This is a genomic window from Pseudarthrobacter enclensis (genome assembly GCF_030811655.1).
GTDB classification, from domain to species: Bacteria; Actinomycetota; Actinomycetes; order Actinomycetales; family Micrococcaceae; genus Arthrobacter; species Arthrobacter enclensis_A.
The window spans coordinates 61322-76690 of record NZ_JAUSRE010000016.1; the positions used below are offsets into that span (position 1 = coordinate 61322).

Genomic DNA, 15369 nt, shown 5'->3' on the forward strand with positions numbered 1-15369 from the left:
CGTGGTGATCATTCAGGCGTTGACCGTGTTCGGGGTGCTTTTGGTGGCTTCATCCGCCAGTTCGCGTTCCCGCTTGCCCCAGGTTTCCCTGGTGGCGACGGCGGCCCAGAGGCCGATCAGGGCGTAGGCGCCGAAGAGCAGCGCCGGGCCCATCCAGCCGAAGCTGACGAACAGCAGGGTGGTGATGAAGGGGGTAAAGCCGGACACCATGGCGGAGATCTGGTAAGCCAGGCTGGCACCGGAGGCGCGGGTCTTGGCCTGGAAGAGCTCGGGGAACCAGGCACCCTGGGCGCCGGCCAGGGAGTTCTGGCAGACCGCGTAGGAGATCACGATGGTGAGGATGATGGCGATGAACAGGCCGGTGTTGACCAGCAGGAACATGGGGATCGCGAACAGGGCTGCGAACGCGGTGGACCACACGTAGAGGGGACGGCGTCCGATGCGGTCCGTCAGCGCAGCCCAGGCCTGGGTGGCGAAGATGCCGATGGCGGAGGCGATGCAGAGGGCGATCAGGGTCTGGGTCTTGTCCGCCAGGTGCTGGCTGTTGAGGTAGGAAATCATGTAGGTGATGGATACGGCGTAGCCGGCGGTCTCGGCGATACGGAGGCCGATGCCCTTGACGATGTTGCGCCAGTCCGTCTTGATGACCTCGACGATGGGTGCCTTGACGATGGTGCCGGTGTCCTTGACCTCGTCGAAGACCGGGGACTCCGGGACCTTGGACCGGATGATCAGGCCGACGATGACCAGCACGATGCTGGCCAGGAACGGGACGCGCCAGGCAAGCTCACCGCCAAGGCCGGTGCTTGCCAGGAAGGTCAGGTTGGCCAGCAGCAGGCCCACGGGGAAGCCGGCCTGGACGATGCCGGTGTACTTGCCCTTGGTCTTCCACGGGGCGTGCTCGTAGCTCATGAGGATGGCGCCGCCCCACTCCGCGCCGAAGGCCAGGCCCTGGACAATGCGGACGAACACGAGCAGTGCGGGGGCCAGCAGTCCAACCGCCGCGTAGGTGGGGAGCAGGCCGATGGCGAAAGTGGCCAGGCCCATCAGGATCAGGGAGGCGACCAGGACGGGCTTGCGGCCCACCTTGTCACCGAGGTGTCCGCCGATGATGCCGCCCAGGGGGCGGGCGGCGAAGCCGACGCCGAGGGTGGCGAAGGACGCGAGGGTGCCCGTAACCGGATCGCTTCCGGGGAAGAATGCGGTGCCGAAGTACAGCGCGGCAGCGGTGCCGAAGCCGATGAAGTCATACGTCTCGATTACGGCCCCCACGCCGGACCCGATGGCGACTCGCCTGGCGTCCTTGGTGCCGTGGACCGGACCGCGCATGGTCAGAGCATCTTTGCTCATGGTGGTTCCCTTTCGAAAAGCGGCTGAAGGAAGTCCGCCGCTGTCGACTGTTAACAAATGATATGCCCCAGTGTGACCCACATCATCTCCACTGTCAACAGTCGACTTTCGGAGTTGACTGTTGACAGTTAACGAAGCTATTGTGGTCCCCATCACTAAAGCTCGGCACGAACCAGAGGATCAACGATGTTCCATTCCAGACTCGGGTGCTCATCCATCAGCTTCCGGCACCAGGACCTGGCCAGTGCGTTGCGCACCATGAAAGGCCTGGGCTTCGACGAAATCGACCTTGGCGCACTTCCCGGCGTTTGCGACCACGTTCCCTATGAACTGGACGCCGCCGCCGTGGAAGCCGTATCCGCCGAGGTCAACGCCGCCGGCGTCCGGGTCCGTTCGGTCAACGGGGACATTGGGGACCTCAACAGGGTGCTCGACGTTGATGCCCGGGCAGCGCGGCAGCGCCACCTTGACGCCCTGCTCACGCTCGCTGCCAACACAGGTGCGAAGGCACTGGTCCTTCCCTGCGGCGCCCTGGACCACACCCCGGTCCGCAGCGTCGAAGAGGACCTGGACCTCGTTGCCGCCCAGCTCGTTGCCGCCGGACGGCGCGCGGCCGGGTTCGGCGTCGAACTTTGGACCGAATCCCTGCACTTCCTGCGGTTCTGCTGGAACCTGGACCGCGCGGGGCGGCTCGCAGACCGGCTGGCCGGGTCCGGCGTGGGAATCGTCATGGACTTCAGCCACATCGTGGCGTCCGGCGAGGACATCCAGGCTTACCTGGACCGGCACCGGGGCCGCATCAGCCATGTCCACCTTCGCGACGCCGTGCCCGGGAACATCAACCTCAGCATCGGCAACGGCGTCGCCGACTTTGCCGGCGGCCTTAAACGGCTCTCAGCCGAGGGGTACACCGGCCACTTTTCGCTCGAACTGGAAACCCGGGACGTCACCAACGACGAACGGCCTGCAGCCGCCGCGAAGGCAGCCAGCTTCATCACCGACCTCATCTGACCTGAACCCTCATCGATTGCTCCGTAAACGTCGTTTTGACGCCTCATAACGACAAATACGGAGCAATCGATCCACAAATAACAATTCAAGGAGCACCACCATGGCCACCATCCAGCGCACCGCCGTCCTCACCGGAGCAACCTCGGACCGCGGCATCGGCATCACCACCGCCCGCCGCTACGCCCGCGACGGCTGGGGCATTGCCATCCTGGACCTCGACGGCGAGAAGTCAGCCAAGGTCGCAGCTGAAATCGGCAACGAATTCAACGTCCCCGCCTTCGGCCACGAGATCGATGTCGCCAACGAGGCCTCCGTCACCGCCGCCCAGGCCGCCGTCGCCGCCGAAGTGGCCGCTGGCAACCTCCCGCCCGTCGGCGCCCTGGCCAACATCGCCGGGATCACCTCGCCCATCCCGTTCCTGGAGACCACCCTCGAGCTGTGGCACAAGGTCATGGACGTCAACGCCACCGGCACTTACCTGGTGACCAAGGCATTCCTGCCGGACATGATCGCCAACGGCTGGGGCCGGATCGTCAACATGTCCTCCGTGTCCGCCCAGCGCGGCGGCGGCGTCTTCGGCAAGGTCCCGTACTCAGCCGCCAAGGCAGCCATCCTCGGCTTCACCAAGGCCCTGGCCCGTGAACTCGGCACCACCGGCGTCACCGTCAACGCCATTACTCCCGGCGCCGTGGACACCAACATCCGCGTCGGCAGCACCGAAGAGCAGGAAGCAGCCATCAACGCCGGGATCCCGCTTGGCCGCAACGCCACCACCGAGGAAGTGGCCTCCGTGATCGCCTTCCTGTCCTCCGAGGAGTCGGCCTACCTCACCGGCACCACCATCGACATCAACGGCGGCAGCCACATCCACTAGCAGCCACTGACAGCCCCAGCACTGACAGCACCCCGGACGGCGGAGAATCCACCATGACCAAAATCTTCAACGACCCCTCAGAGTTCGCCGAGGAGGCCCTGGCAGGCTTCTGCGACGTTTACTCGGACCTGGTCCGCCAGGTCCCCGGCGGCGCCGTCCGCCGCTACCGGCCAGCGCAGCCCAAGGTTGCCGTCCTGGCCGGGGGTGGCTCCGGCCACTACCCCGCCTTCGCCGGCCTGATCGGCACCGGCTTCGCGGATGGCGCGGTGGTGGGCAACATCTTTACCTCACCTTCCGCCCATCAGGCTTACTCCGTGGCCAAAGCCGCCGAGTCGGGTGCCGGCGTCGTCTTCACCTACGGCAACTACGCCGGGGACGTGATGAACTTCGGCATGGCCAGCGAGCGGCTCACCGCCGAGGGCATCGCCGTGGAGAACGTCCTGGTGACGGACGACATCGCCAGCGCCGCGCCGTCGGAATCCGCCAAGCGCCGCGGCATCGCCGGTGACTTCACCGTCTTCAAGGTGATGGGCGCCGCCGCCGAAAACGGTGCTGACCTCGCCGAGGTGGTCCGCCTGGGCCGCAAGGCCAACGGCCTGACCCGCACCATTGGGAGTGCCTTCGCCGGCTGCACCTTCCCGGGCGCCGACGCCCCGCTGTTCACCCTGCCGGAAGGGCAAATGGGCCTGGGCCTTGGCATCCACGGCGAACCGGGCGTGCACGACACCGGCCTGCCCTCCGCCAAGGAACTGGGCCAGGAGCTGGTGGCCCGCGTGCTCTCCGAGACCCCGGCCAACGCGGGCCAGCGGATCGCGGTCATCCTGAACGGGCTTGGCTCCACCAAACATGAGGAGCTGTTCGTCCTCTGGGGGACCGTGGCGCCGCTGTTGCGCGCCGCCGGCTACACCCTGGTCATGCCGGAAGTGGGCGAACTGGTCACCAGCCTGGACATGGCCGGCGTCTCGCTGACCGTTACTTGGCTTGATGAGGAACTGGAGCCGCTGTGGGTTGCCCCCGCGGAGACCCCGGCGTACCGGCGGGGTGCCGTCCCGGCCCAGACGGGCACTTCCGCCGAAGAAGAAGCGGCCGACGGCGGCGCCTCCGCGGCCGCGTTCGTCGCCACGGACGCCTCCCGTGAGTACGCCGCCGCCTGCGTCGAGGCCATTGCTGCCGCCCGGGAGTCGCTGCACGGGGCCGAGGAACGGCTGGGCCGGATGGATGCGATTGCCGGCGACGGCGACCACGGCCGCGGCATGGTCCGGGGCGTAGACGCCGCAGCCGCGGCAGCATCGGATGCTGTCGGTCAAGGCGCCGGAGCGGGCGATGTCCTCGCCGCTGCAGGCGATGCCTGGGCGGACAAGGCCGGCGGAACCTCCGGGGTGCTGTGGGGTGCCGGGCTGCGCGCCTTCGGTGAGACCGTGGGGAATGCCTCCGCGCCCGAAGCTGCCGTCCTCGCGGCCGCAGTGACCGCGTTCGCGGACCGCATTGTCCAGCTGGGCAAGGCCGAAATCGGGGACAAGACCATGGTGGACGCACTGCTGCCCTTCGCGTCCACATTCGGCCATGCCGTGGCCGGCGGGGCGGACCCGGGCGAAGCCTGGCAGGACGCTGCACGCGAAGCTGCTTGCGCGGCGGAGGCAACAGCCGACCTGCTGCCCCTGAAGGGCCGCGCCCGCCCCCTGGCGGAGAAGAGCCTGGGCACGCCGGACCCCGGCGCCACCTCCCTGGCGATGGTGTTCGCCGTGATGGGCCCACACTTCACCGCAAGCACAACCGCTGCCCAGGCAGGAGCCAAGTAATGACGACGGAGGAAACCACCATGGGGCTGAGGCTCATTGTCGGCGCGGACGAAGCCGGCGTCGACTACAAGGACAAGGTCCTGGCGGATCTGCGCAACGATCCGCGCGTCTCTGAGGTCATCGACATCGGCGTCAACCGGACCGATGCACCCAACGACTTCACGAGGCCCTACCCCTATGTGGGCATTGCAGCCGGCGAGATGATCCGGGACGGCAAAGCGGACCGGGCCATCCTCTTCTGCGGGACGGGCATCGGCGTGGCCATCGCCGCGAACAAGGTGGAAGGCATCCGCGCTGCCGCCGCGCACGACTCTTTCTCCGTCGAACGGTCCATCCTGTCCAACGACTGCCAGGTCCTCACCATGGGCCAGCGCGTGGTGGGCGTCGAACTCGCCCGCCGGCTTGCCAAGGAATGGATTGGTTACACCTTCGACCCGTCGTCGGCCTCCGCGGGCAAGGTAAAGGTCCTCACTGACTTCGAGTCCTGCTAGCCGGAAGCATCAGGGGACGCCATGAAGCCCTACCCCTCCCACGATTGGGCCCGGTTGATCGGTGTTCCCGTGGAAATCCGAAAGGACTCAGAGGTGGTCCGCGCCGGCGTGGTGGATGATGCCATGCCGTTCCCGGCCGCCCTGTGGCTCGCCGCCGACGCGTCCGGTGGCCGGGCGTTGTTCACCGCCGCCGAAGGCTACGAGGCATGGATCAGGCCGCAGGCGCTTGGCGGCAGGCTCTGCTACAAAATGGCTGCCGCCCAGTTGCATCCTGCTCCTACACTGGGACGATGATCACAGTCACCGGAAGTGTGGAAACCAATCTGTCCGCGGAGAAGGCCTTTGCCTTCCTGAGTGAGTTTGAAAACACCAGCGAGTGGGACCCCAACACCCCTGTCATGGACAAGATCACCCCGGGGCCGGTGGCGGTGGGGCACAAGTATCACGCGGAGTCCGAGTTTCGGGGAAAGCGCCAGTCCCTGGAATACGAAGTCATAGAGCTGACCGCCAATCACATCAAGCTGCGCGGCGAAAACAAGACCGTTACCTCGTTCGATTCCATTGACGTCAGCCCCAATGGGACAGGTTCGGTCGTGAAGTACACGGCCGAGTTCAGCATCCACGGGCCGGCCAGGATCATCCAGCCGCTCCTGAAGCCTGCCTTCAATTCCCTGCGCGATCCCGCACTGAACGGGATCCGGGACAAGCTCAATTCGCTGGCAGCGGCCTGACCCACTCGAAGAACTCCCGGATCTCCCGGCGCGGATCATCCTCAAGCCGGGTGTCGGCGTCGAGCACCATGGTGGTGCGCTGCTCCCCGTACCCGGGCCACTCAAGCCCCGGGACGCCTGGCCTTCCCGTGCGCGCGAAGGCGGCCCAGGCGCCGCTCATGGCGTCGCTCAGGGCGTGGGGTGCCTTGCCTCTGGTGAGGAAGGCGGCTTCGGGCGCATCCAGGTGCCGGAACACGAAGGGGATGTCCAGCGCGTGGCAGGCGCCGAGTTTTCCGCCCATGGCCGGGCTGCGCCACGTGAACAAGTAGGCGAAAGTGTGTCCGGCAGCGCTGTTTTCCACAGCCAGGTGGCGGGTGGCCAGGAGCCGGTTGCTGGGCTGGCGGTAGATGGAATCGGCAATGGCGGCCTCCAGGAGTTCCTTTCCTGATGGCTCGCGCTTCAGCACCTGTGCAAGAGCCGACGCGTAGCCGGGTGCTTCGGTGGCGGGGATCCCTGAGTCTGCGAGCACGGCTGCAGCACGCTCCGGGTAGGCCGGGTCACCGGCAGCAGCCGGCCGCATCTCGACGGCGAAGGAGCCCTCATTGAGGTTGGTCCCGATCAGCAGGTCCACGCCGCCGTTGAGCCCGTTGCGGATGCTGTCCAGCGGCGGGGCCGGCAGCGATGGTGTGCCCACCGTTGGCTGGAACGGCAACGGAACCGCGAAGGATTCAGCTGCAATGCGCCGTTCCAGCTTTTGCTGGGCGTCCAGCAGTTGCTCCACGGGGAGGGCGGGCAGTTCCCTGGCGGAGGAGGTCCCAAGCCCGCACAGTTCCAGGAACAGGGAAGTGACCCGGGCGGAGTCCGCCGGCGGGCGGAACCGTTCCGCGGTGCCGCTTTGCATGATGGCGCGGCGGAACAGCCCTTCCGACGCCGGCATGCCCAGCAGGGTGCCGACCGCTGCGGCGCCGGCGGACTCGCCGAAAACGGTGACGTTGTCCGGGTCGCCGCCAAACGCGCCGATGTTCCGGCGCACCCAGCGGAGGGCCTCCAGCTGGTCCAGCAGGCCAAGGTTGGACGAGTCCTCATACGCGGCGCCCAGCAGGTCGGCCAGGTGCAGGAAACCCAGGGCGCCAAGGCGGTAGTTGACCGACACCAGCACCACGCCCGCCGAGGCGGCGAGCCGGGCGCCGTCGTACATTCCGTCAGCGTTGCCGCCCACAAGGAACGCGCCGCCATGGATCCACACCATCACCGGCCTGGCGGCAGCATCCGTCCCCGGCGTCCAGATGTTGAGGTTGAGGCAGCCTCCCTCGTTCCAGCGTCGGGGCTCGGTCCCGGGAGGCGCAGGGGACTCGGGGTTCTGGGGCGCAGCGGGGCCGGGTGCCAGGCAATCCAGGACTTCGGTCCAGGGGACGACCGGGACAGGAGGCCTGAAGCGGCTGGCTCCCGACGGCGGCCCGGCGTAGGGAATGCCAAGGAACCGGTGGATGGTGGTCCCCTCAGTTTCCAGGTGGCTCCCGCGGACAGGCCCACTGGGCGTGGAGAGGCGCGTCATGGTTGACAGATTACGGCCTCACCAGGGGTAGGCTGTCATCACCGTTCGGCAGTGTGCGGCCACAGTGCTGTTGCTTTAACTACTGTCCGGGAGGTAAGACCGTGCCCAACGCCGGCGTCCCCGAACGCGGGGACTTCGCAGACGTTGCCCTGCATCTCCAGGAGTCGTTCCTGCAGAACCCTGAGGTTGAGGCATTCCTCCGGGACCTTGCCGCGTATGCCGCGTTCAGGCTGGCTCCACCGGACCATGAATGCTTCTGCGAGATTACGGTGCTGCGGCCCAAGAAACCCGCAGCAACTGCCGGAAGCAACACCGGTGCAGCGCTGCTGAGCCCGCTGGAATCCGAACACGGTGACGGACCGGGCCTGCTGGCCATACGGACCGCCAGTACTGTCCTGGTGGCAGACCTGCGGCGGGAACAGCGTTGGCCGGAGTACGTCCGCGCGCTCCGTAGGCAGGGCATCCTTTCGGTGCTGAGCATTCCCGCGATGCTTGAGGGTGATGCCCGGGGCGTGCTGACGTTCTACTGCGCACAGCCTGTCGACATCAGGGACGAAATCCATGTTGCCGAGGCCTTTGTGCGGCAGGCGTCCAAGGGGCTCAAGCTGGCCCTGCGCATGCTGAAGCTTGAGGAGATCAAGGAAGGCATGAGCGCTGCAATGCAGACGCGTACCGTGATCGACCTTGCGACAGGGGCCATCATGGCGCAGAACCGCTGCAGCCAGGCCGCAGCATTCAAGCTGCTCCGGGACGCGTCCAACAGCAGGAACATGAAGCTCCGCGAGGTTGCCGCGGCGGTGGTCGCCTCGGTGGCCGGCGCCGCAGACACCTTCACCTACTTTGACGAGTAGGGGTCCTGCCGCTTCGGCTGGCAGAGGAACAGGGCGGAGCTGCTGAGGGGAGCCCGCAGCGGCAGCCCCTCCGCGGCGCAGTGTTCATTAACGGCCTGCGCCAGTGCGTCCCTCTCCTTCGTGGAGAGGCCGGCTTCACCCGCGCAATAATCCCGGAGAAGCTGTTCGGAGGCGTCCCCGCCCAGCCCCACAAATTCCAGCCACAGCTGCGCCAGATCCAGCCGGTGTTCCTTGATGACAGCACCGGTCAGGGCCTGCTGGTCCAAGGCATCCATTGTCCCGTCCTAGCGTTGGTTGTACTCCGTCAATTGGGTTTCGAAGCCAGCCGCCCGGCGGATGGGCGGGATCCGAAAAATTTCTTCTGGGAAACCACCTTCTGGCAGACCCGTCCTGCCCAGTGCGGATGCCGTGGGACCTTCGCCCCTAGGCAGGAAACCCGCCCGCGCAGTCAACTTGAGTGTCTGGAGCAGGCGAGTACAACAGGAGGCAGGACCATGGGCGCATGTGATGTCTGCGGCAGCAGCGAGGGCCGCATGTTCACCGTCAGTATGGGGAACCAGACCGGCACGTTCGACAGCTTTGAGTGCGCCATTCATATGATGGCTCCCGCGTGCGAGCACTGCGGCTGCCGCATCCTGGGGCACCCGGTCCAGAGCGAAGCCGGAGTCTATTGTTGCCTGCACTGCGCCAGGGAAGCAGGCAACCCCCACAAGGCAGCTGCGGCGGAACACTCGACAGTGGCCGTGCCGGCGCAAGGCCCATCAACGGGCCAGGGATAGCCCCGATCCCATCGGCGCAGGAGGAAAAGGAAAACTGTGGCTGGCAGCGGAAGTTTCAAAATCGTGGTGGGCGTGGACGGCTCCGACCAGTCCAAGGCGGCCATGGATTGGGCGGTGGAGGAGTCCAGGCTGCGCAAGGGTGAGGTGCAGGCAATAACCGCCTGGAGCTTCCCCTATGTCAGCGACGCCATGGGCACAGCCTGGGACTACGAAATCTTCCAGAAGGACGCGCAGGCCATCCTCGAAGCGGAACTCGAACGCGTCAAAGACCGCGGCGTGCCCCTCACGGGCCGCATTGTGGAGGGCAATCCGGCCGCGGCGCTCATCGATGCTTCAAGGGACGCCGACCTTGTGGCAGTGGGATCACGCGGCCACGGCGGATTCACCGGGATGCTGCTCGGCTCCGTATCCCACCAGACAATCCACCACGCGCACTGCCCGGTGCTGGTGATCCGGGAGCCAGGCACAGACTAGCTGCGGCATGGGGCTGCGTCTGGAAGGATGGGCGAAAAACCATCCCCAGGAGGACCGATGCCGTACACCGTGGATTTCAAAAACGTGTCCACCGCCGGATTGGAATCATCGCCGGTGGCGGACGCGCTGGCCGGCCTGCGGGCCAACGAGGCGCGGTACTACAAGAACAAGTACGGCCACGATTTCACTGTAGTCCCGGCGGCCGAGGCTCCCGAGGTGTTGGACTACGTGAACACCATCCTGTCCACCGAGCGGAACCTGGTCATCGCATCAAAGCCGCTTGAGGTATCCGCCTTCGAAGTGGACGGGCTGCGGATGGCCTACGTGTTCTACGTATCCGGGCTGGCCATCAACGTCATGTACGCGATCGACGAGGGCGGCAAGCGGGCCGTGGGTTTTAAGCTCTCCGATGGGATGGAAGTCCCGGAAGAGCTGGCCGCCAGCTTCAAGTTCGCCCGCCAGAAATCCAAGCTCGCCGGCACCATCCGCGGCTCCTACTTCGTGATCAAGGGCGAGTACTGAAACGTTCGGCTTCCCCGGTGCAGGCCGAACTTACAGGGGACAGGCCGCCCCAGGCGGTTCAATGACGGCAAGCTGGCCTGTTGTCTCGGGCACGCCCGGAAGCTGCACCGGCGCCGTCTCATCAACAGCAGATACCCGGGCAGCCCGCATGCGGAAAAGTGCCGTGGCGGAAATAAGGAACCAGGCGACATTGCTGACCACCGACGGCCACGCCTCGTGGAAGGCGCCGTTGACGATAAAGGCGCAGGACCCCAAAAGATTGGCGGTTTGGAAGCCCTTGCCGGCTTTGAGCCATCCCATCGAAACGGCCAGGTAGGCGCTGAGAATCGCAACCGCACCGGCCCAACCGGAAATTTCCCATACCAGTTCCATGCGTTGCCTCCCGACGCGAATTCTCCTTCGGCCTTCAGTCCGGTCATGGCCATTATTGGCTCCGTAATTCATTTAGTTCAATTGCTTTCTTCTGAAGCTATGGTTTAGAACTACTTAACATGGACATCGATCCGCGCCGCGTGCGCGTCCTTCTCGCGGTTGCCCGGAACGGCGGCGTCCTGGCGGCCGCCGAGGAACTGAGAATCACCCCCTCGGCTGTGTCCCAGCAACTCAGCAAGCTGGAGGACGAAACCGGTCATGCCCTGGTGCTGCGCACGCCGAAGGGCTCAGTGCTGACGCCGGCGGGCGTGGCGATAGCAGAAGCCGGTGAAGAGATCGAACGCGCGCTCAGCGCTGCCCTGGCCCGGATGGAAGGAGGGGCCAAGGTGGCAGGGGTGGTGCGCGTGGGCGGATTTACCAGCTTCGTGCGGACCGTCGTGATCCCGCGGCTGCCGGCATGGCGCACCCAGTACCCGCAGTTACAGATCCACATTGTGGAAGACGACTTTCCCGTCCTCATGCGGCTGCTGCGCCAGCGCGAGCTTGACGCCGTCGTGGTGGAGCTTGATTCGACGGCGGCCGGGCAGCGTGCGCCTGGGGCGGGACTGATTGAGGAGCCACTCCTGGATGAGCCGTGGAAACTGGTGGTGCCGTCCGGCTCCCTGCTCACCACCGAGAACATCGACCTCGGGCGCCTGCCGCTTCCATGGCTGGGAGTGGAACCTTCGGCAGCCAACGTTTCCGTGCTCAGCCGGCTGGGCCGCGCCGCGGGAATGCAGATGGAAACGGTCCACCAGTACCTGGACACCCTGACGGCGCTCGCCCTCGTCGCCGCGGGCGAAGGCGTCGCAATCGTCCCCACCCTTGCCCTGACCGGCGTGGTCCAGGACGGGGTGGAGGTCCTGGACGTTCCCGGGCTGGGTACGCGGCGCATCGTCCTGCGGCGGTTCGGCGGACGCCGCCGGCGCAGCAGCCTGCCCGTGGATACCGTGGCACGGCTGCTGCGCGAATCAGCGGCGGCGTTCGACACGCGGTCGGCATCCTGACCTGCCTGCAGGCCTGCCAGCCCCGTTGACCGAAGGCGGCGGCATGAGTACTGTGGCCGCACCAGCCGTCCGCCGGGCGCCGGCAAAAAGGAGGCAGGTGTCGTTCTTCCAGCTTTCCCTGATCGCCGCCGTCGCGCTCCTCGGACCTTTGCTGGCATTCCCCCGGACATGGCACCTTCCCATGGTGCTCGGGCAACTGCTGGCCGGCATCGCCATCGGACGGACCGGCCTGGGGCTGGTGGATTCCGCAGATCCGACGTTCACGTTCGTCGCCGACGTGGGATTCGCCCTCATCATGTTCGTCGCCGGAACGCATGTGCCGGTACGGGACCGTGCCATCCGACCAGCGCTGGGCGGCGGCGCTTTGCGTGCTGCCATCGCCGCGGCCCTTGCGGCCGCCGTAGGAACCATCATTGCGTTTGTCTTCAGCACCGGACATGCCCCGCTCTACGTCGTCCTGCTGGCATCCTCGTCAGCGGCACTGGTCCTGCCGATTGTCGACTCCCTGCGCTTGGAGGGACCGAAAGTCCTTACGACGACGGCACAGGTGGCGGTGGCGGACATCGCCTGCATTGTGGCCCTTCCGCTGGCCGTGGACCCGCCCAACGCTCCGAGGGCAGCAGCAGGGGCGGCCGCCGTCGCGGCATGTTCCGTGGTGTTGTTCTTCGGGCTCCGGTGGCTGGAGCGCAGCGGCACCCGCGGGCGGGTGCATGACGTGTCCGAGGAACGGAAGTTCGCCCTGGAACTGCGCATCCAGCTTGCCTTGCTCTTCGCGCTTTCCGGCATCGCCGTTGCAGGGCACGTGTCGGTCATGCTCGCCGGGTTCTCGTTTGGACTGGTGGTGGCGGCAGTGGGTGAGCCCCGGCGCCTGGCGCACCAGCTCTTCGCGGTCAGTGATGGTTTCCTCGGGCCTGTGTTCTTCGTCTGGCTCGGCGCATCGCTGGACCTCCGCGCGCTCGCCGGCACTCCAGGAATGGTGCTTCTCGGCATTTGCCTTGGAGCGGGGACCCTCCTGGTCCACGGAAGCCTGCGCCTGCTCGGCCAACCGCTCCCGCTCGCGGTGCTTTCGGCCTCCCAGCTGGGCGTGCCGGTTGCGGCGGCCGCCATCGGGTCCCAGACGGATCTGCTGAAGCCGGGTGAAGCCTCGGCCTTGATCCTGGGTGCCCTCATCACCATCGGGGCAAGCGCCGCGGCTGGCTCAGGTGCTGCCCGTTCATTCGCACGGGAGGCCCCGGCGCCGGCGGGGTAGCAGGTTCCTCCGCGCTATGTGCCTGCGGTGACGCCCTCCGACGGGCCGCCATCCGTATCCGACGCGTGGCTGCTTGACCAGATGTCGCCCATTTCCTCCGTGGACTGCTCCACGATCCGGCTCATGGCCGCGTGGGCGGCGCCGGCATCACGGTGTTGGATGGCGCTGGCCACGTCCACATGCATCTGCAATGCCTCATGGTCCGGAAGGTGGGGCATCAGGCCGTGCTGGGTGCGGCCTGCCAGCACTTCGGCCACGAGTTTATGGAGCTGCGAAAACATCAGATTGCCGGAGGCGTTGAGGACTGCGGCGTGGAACTCGATGTCCAGGCGCAGGAATTCATCCTGGTCCCCCCGCTGGCCCGCAGCCCAAAGCCGCGCGGCCATGGACACGAGGTCGCTGGCCTGGTCCAGGGAGGCGCGTTCGGCTGCGAGGCGGGCAGCCTGTGGCTCGATGGCCCCGCGCAGTTCGTTCAAGGCCCGCAGCTGCTCGAGCCGCTTGGCCGATGCCAGCCGCCACCGGATCACCTGGGGGTCGTAGAGGTTCCAGCTTGCCTCAGGCCGGACCACTGTTCCCAGGCGCCGGCGGGACTCAAGCATCCCCATGGAGGAGAGGACCCGGGTGGCTTCCCGGATTACGGAGCGGGACACCTTGTGCTGCGCCTCCAGCTCATCCAGCCGCAGGATGGAATTCGGTGCCAGCGTTCCCTCGGCAATGGCGAGCCCCAGGTTCTCGACCAGCGACGAGTGCAGGTCCGGGGCCAATGCCGCCTTTGGGATTGTCATGAATAAATCATATGGGGCTACCGCAAGCCCTTGTATATGTCTGCCTTATTTGTTTATGCTCGCAGAACACAGCAGACGTAAAGAGGCGTTTGCATCCGGCCCGCGAAGTTGCGGGCCCTGAAGGCAAAGGGAGTCGTAATGAAGCGGCGTTCGATTGTGAAGTACGCGGCAGTGGCCGCGGCCATGTCGCTGGGGCTGACCGCCTGCGGTGGCGGCGGAGGTGGCAGCGACCAGGCGAAGCAGTCCGGGACTGTCCGCGTTACCCTGGCCAACCATGTCTGGACCGACGGCATCAAGGCCGCCATCCCGGAGTTCGAAAAGTCCACGGGCCTGAAGGTTGAGCTCACCCAGCTGGGCGAGGACCAGCTTTCGGACCAGTACAACGTCAAACTCAACGCCGGCAGCGATGAAATCGACGTGATGATGTACCGCCCGCTGCAGGAAGGCAAGGCCTTCGCCAAGAACGGCTACCTCGCCGACCTGACCAAGAATGTCTCCGCAGACCCCAACTGGGACTGGAAGGACTACCAGGAGGGCCCGGTCAAGGCCACCACCGCTGACGGCAAGGTGGTTGGCGTTCCGATCATCACCGAGCGCGAGGTCCTGTACTACCGCAAGGACCTGCTGCAGGCCGCAGGGCTCCAGGTCCCCAAGACCATGGATGAACTGGAAGCGGCGGCGAAGACCATCAAGGCATCGAACCCGGGCACCGCCGGCTTTGTGGCCCGCACCAACAAATCTGCCGCAGTTACCCAGTTTTCCAGCTTCCTGTACAGCTTCGGCGGCGACTTCGTCGACTCCAACGGCAAGGCTTCCGTCAACACCGATGCAGCCAAGAAGGCCTACTCCTTCTACGGCGGTTTGATCCGCAACTACGGCCCCGCCAACGTCAGCACCGACATGAGCTGGCCGGAGGCAATGGCCATCTTCACCCAGGGCGGCGCGGCCTTCTACACCGAGGCTGATTCGCTCTACAAGAACGCCACCGACCCCGCCAAGTCCAAGGTGGCTGACAAGGTGGGCTTCGCCCCGCTGCCCGCCGGCCCGGCCGGTTCCAAACCGTACAACATCCCTTCCTGGGCCCTCGGCGTGAACCAGAACTCCAGCAACCAGGAGAACGCCTGGAAGTTCATCCAGTGGGCAACCAGCAAGGAGCGCACGCTGGAAGCCCAGAAGGCAGGCGTCCCCGGCCCGCGCACATCCGTTTGGGCCAACCCCGACGCAACCTCCACCTACCCGAAGGACCTCGCGGACGCGATTTCCACCAGCGCCAAGAACGGGGTGGGCCATGACCGCCCTGAGGTTGTCACGGTAGGCAAGGCACGCGAAATCGTGGGAGCTCCGATCGTGTCCACCATCACCGGATCGGACCCTGCCGCCGCTGCCAACGACGCCCAGACCGCTTTCCAGAGCTTCCTGGACAGCGAAAAGAAGTAGGCGACAGGCGCCCCCTGCGCCACATCCCGCGCCGGGACGGCTCCACGGCCGTCCCGGCGCGGCC

General features: G+C 66.2%; 17 protein-coding genes. 12 read left to right on the forward strand and 5 right to left on the reverse strand.

What is annotated here, in order from left to right:
- Positions 1–12: 12 nt before the first annotated feature.
- Positions 13–1350, reverse strand: coding sequence for an MFS transporter (locus J2X98_RS15105; protein ID WP_307309648.1), 1338 nt, complete (start codon positions 1348–1350; stop codon positions 13–15).
- Between the two features lie 186 nt (positions 1351–1536).
- Between J2X98_RS15105 and J2X98_RS15110 the strand changes: the two genes are divergently transcribed.
- The 6 genes from J2X98_RS15110 (at position 1537) to J2X98_RS15135 (ending at position 6256) form a co-directional block, all read left to right on the forward strand.
- Positions 1537–2361 (forward strand): sugar phosphate isomerase/epimerase family protein, encoded by an 825-nt coding sequence (locus tag J2X98_RS15110; RefSeq protein ID WP_307309650.1) that lies wholly within the window; start codon positions 1537–1539, stop codon positions 2359–2361.
- Between the two features lie 100 nt (positions 2362–2461).
- Positions 2462–3235: an SDR family NAD(P)-dependent oxidoreductase gene (locus tag J2X98_RS15115; protein WP_307309653.1), complete on the forward strand. Its 774-nt coding sequence runs from the start codon at positions 2462–2464 to the stop codon at positions 3233–3235.
- Between the two features lie 53 nt (positions 3236–3288).
- Positions 3289–5034: a dihydroxyacetone kinase family protein gene (locus J2X98_RS15120; RefSeq protein ID WP_307309655.1), complete on the forward strand. Its 1746-nt coding sequence runs from the start codon at positions 3289–3291 to the stop codon at positions 5032–5034.
- Positions 5034–5525, forward strand: a complete 492-nt coding sequence (locus tag J2X98_RS15125) for an RpiB/LacA/LacB family sugar-phosphate isomerase (RefSeq protein ID WP_307309658.1) — start codon at positions 5034–5036, stop codon at positions 5523–5525. Before J2X98_RS15120 ends, J2X98_RS15125 begins: the two co-directional genes overlap by 1 nt.
- 21 nt (positions 5526–5546) lie before the next feature.
- Entirely contained in the window at positions 5547–5819 is a 273-nt protein-coding gene (locus J2X98_RS15130; RefSeq protein WP_141944349.1) for a hypothetical protein, read from the forward strand.
- A complete protein-coding gene (locus J2X98_RS15135; protein WP_141944346.1) occupies positions 5816–6256 on the forward strand; it encodes an SRPBCC family protein in 441 nt (146 codons plus the stop codon). Before J2X98_RS15130 ends, J2X98_RS15135 begins: the two co-directional genes overlap by 4 nt.
- Here J2X98_RS15135 and J2X98_RS15140 read toward each other — a convergent pair.
- Positions 6234–7790, reverse strand: coding sequence for a carboxylesterase/lipase family protein (locus J2X98_RS15140; RefSeq protein WP_307309662.1), 1557 nt, complete (start codon positions 7788–7790; stop codon positions 6234–6236). The genes J2X98_RS15135 and J2X98_RS15140 overlap by 23 nt on opposite strands.
- Before the next feature lie 101 nt (positions 7791–7891).
- Between J2X98_RS15140 and J2X98_RS15145 the strand changes: the two genes are divergently transcribed.
- Positions 7892–8641, forward strand: a complete 750-nt coding sequence (locus J2X98_RS15145; protein WP_307309665.1) for a GAF and ANTAR domain-containing protein — start codon at positions 7892–7894, stop codon at positions 8639–8641.
- Here the strand turns inward: J2X98_RS15145 and J2X98_RS15150 are convergent.
- Positions 8626–8916, reverse strand: a complete 291-nt coding sequence (locus tag J2X98_RS15150) for a hypothetical protein (protein WP_307309669.1) — start codon at positions 8914–8916, stop codon at positions 8626–8628. The genes J2X98_RS15145 and J2X98_RS15150 overlap by 16 nt on opposite strands.
- Before the next feature lie 540 nt (positions 8917–9456).
- Between J2X98_RS15150 and J2X98_RS15155 the strand changes: the two genes are divergently transcribed.
- Positions 9457–9894, forward strand: coding sequence for a universal stress protein (locus J2X98_RS15155; RefSeq protein WP_141944331.1), 438 nt, complete (start codon positions 9457–9459; stop codon positions 9892–9894).
- Positions 9895–9951: 57 nt separating this feature from the next.
- On the forward strand, positions 9952–10416 hold the full coding sequence (locus tag J2X98_RS15160; protein WP_307309671.1) for a phage tail protein: 465 nt from the start codon (positions 9952–9954) through the stop codon (positions 10414–10416).
- Positions 10417–10446: 30 nt separating this feature from the next.
- Here the strand turns inward: J2X98_RS15160 and J2X98_RS15165 are convergent, their stop codons facing one another.
- Entirely contained in the window at positions 10447–10788 is a 342-nt protein-coding gene (locus tag J2X98_RS15165; protein ID WP_307309672.1) for a CBU_0592 family membrane protein, read from the reverse strand.
- 119 nt (positions 10789–10907) lie between these two features.
- On the opposite strand from J2X98_RS15165, the gene J2X98_RS15170 reads away from it, so the two are divergent.
- Both J2X98_RS15170 and J2X98_RS15175 read left to right on the forward strand, forming a co-directional pair.
- Positions 10908–11834: a LysR family transcriptional regulator gene (locus J2X98_RS15170; protein ID WP_307309674.1), complete on the forward strand. Its 927-nt coding sequence runs from the start codon at positions 10908–10910 to the stop codon at positions 11832–11834.
- A 97-nt stretch (positions 11835–11931) separates the two neighbouring features.
- Positions 11932–13083 carry a cation:proton antiporter gene (locus J2X98_RS15175; protein WP_307309776.1) on the forward strand — a complete coding sequence of 384 codons (1152 nt, stop codon included), beginning with the start codon at positions 11932–11934 and terminating at the stop codon, positions 13081–13083.
- A gap of 14 nt (positions 13084–13097) precedes the next feature.
- Here the strand turns inward: J2X98_RS15175 and J2X98_RS15180 are convergent, their stop codons facing one another.
- Positions 13098–13868: a FadR/GntR family transcriptional regulator gene (locus J2X98_RS15180; RefSeq protein WP_141944319.1), complete on the reverse strand. Its 771-nt coding sequence runs from the start codon at positions 13866–13868 to the stop codon at positions 13098–13100.
- Between the two features lie 138 nt (positions 13869–14006).
- Here J2X98_RS15180 and J2X98_RS15185 point away from each other — a divergent pair, with 138 nt between their 5' ends.
- Complete coding sequence (locus J2X98_RS15185) at positions 14007–15305, forward strand: ABC transporter substrate-binding protein (RefSeq protein ID WP_141944317.1); 1299 nt, start codon at positions 14007–14009, stop codon at positions 15303–15305.
- The last annotated feature ends 64 nt before the right edge of the window (positions 15306–15369 follow it).